This is a genomic window from Pseudanabaena sp. 'Roaring Creek', from assembly GCF_001402795.1.
GTDB lineage: Bacteria > Cyanobacteriota > Cyanobacteriia > Pseudanabaenales > Pseudanabaenaceae > Pseudanabaena.
The window spans coordinates 1-1,380 of record NZ_LIRE01000486.1 but is presented as its reverse complement, the minus strand read 5'-3'; the positions used below and the strand labels follow the sequence as shown (position 1 = coordinate 1,380).

3 protein-coding genes are annotated in these 1,380 nt (G+C 39.3%); all 3 read left to right on the top strand.

What is annotated here, in order from left to right; all coding sequences use genetic code 11:
- Positions 1-360, top strand: a 360-nt coding sequence (locus tag AC805_RS26350; RefSeq protein ID WP_197278741.1) for a hypothetical protein, incomplete at its 5' end; no start/stop codon positions are given.
- Complete coding sequence (locus tag AC805_RS15330; RefSeq protein ID WP_055076227.1) at positions 357-656, top strand: hypothetical protein; 300 nt, start codon at positions 357-359, stop codon at positions 654-656. The genes AC805_RS26350 and AC805_RS15330, both read left to right, overlap by 4 nt.
- Before the next feature lie 266 nt (positions 657-922).
- On the top strand, positions 923-1,380 hold a 458-nt coding region (locus AC805_RS15325), incomplete at its 3' end, for an ATP-binding protein (RefSeq protein ID WP_156341419.1).

Sequence of the window (1,380 nt, the reverse complement as noted above, 5' to 3'; positions counted from 1 at the left end):
GCCGCTGATCCATCGGCAACACAGGCAGATAAAGATAAAGCTGCCGCCGCTGCCGCCGCCGCTGCTCAGGCTGCTGCCGATGCCAAAGATCCAACCAAAGCCCCAGATAAACCCAAAGATCCTGCATTAACATTTACAAAAACAAATTTCCTAGCTTATGCCGTAAGCGCTCAAGGATTTGGGAATAAATTCCCATTTGGAATGTTTGCACCCCTTCCTACAGGTAGTACTCAGATGTCATGTCCAATCGTTAAAAGCTGGGGAACCACTGTAGAACTATGTTTTATCAGGGATATTATCCGAGTAATTAAATGGATTATCTGGACTAACTTTGCAATTACCTGTTTTTTAAACCTATGAGTTTCTTAGCAGACTGGTGGTTTGCCACATTTTCTTTAATATTTTTTCTCGTATTAGCTGCCATCCTCGATCCGACAGGTGCGGTTAATACTTTTATGATCATGCTAATCGACTTGGTAAAAGGAGTATTGCCAGATACCCCCAAAGACATGACCATAGCCTCTTGGGTAACATCATTTCAGTCATCCTTTCCTATGGTTGGAGGTGAAATACTTGTAGAGGTCATCAACGGTATTCTCGGCATGATCGGGCTATTAATGATATTTAAAATTTGGAAATTACTTCCTTTTGTATAAATAGCTAAACGGTTTCAAACTATGCGTTTTTCACCTATTAGATTGATATTTCCTCTTTTTGTTTATCGCATTTATTTTATTTCTCGCAATATTTTTCTTTATTTTTGGACTTTCCCAGAATATGTTCGGGAATATTTCAAGCCTTATGTACCGCGATCTTCCTCTGATTGTCTTTGTGGTAACTTTGACCACTGCCCTAATAAGGTATTCCCTAGCTGGTGCATTGATGAAAAATGTAGATGGTATAACGATTAATTAAAAAATTAATGGCAGAGCTGCAAGTACCTAACCTCACAGCAATTATTGGAGAATTTGGTTCTGGTAAATCACTCTACTCCTTAGAGCTAGGGCTTTACCTAGCCAATAAATACCATAAGAGAATTGCAACTAACATGCTTCTGGACTATGAAGCACTTGTTATCTATTGCCGATCACAAAATTTTAACTGGTTAGTTGAACATCGCCCTTTTTACTACTACGGCGATTTAGAGCCATCATCCTTATTAGATTTTCGTAACTCTGTGGTTATCTGCGACGAGGCTGGTAGTCTCTTTCATGCCAGATTTTGGAAAAGCACTTCAAAGGATTTTCTTATCAAACTTGCCCAGCTTCGTAAGTTGAACATCCATCTCATACTTACATATCAGTATGTCGAGCAGATAGATAAAACCTTTAGGGAGCAGACACAGCATTTTATTTTTTGCTATGCCGAGACAAAGTACTC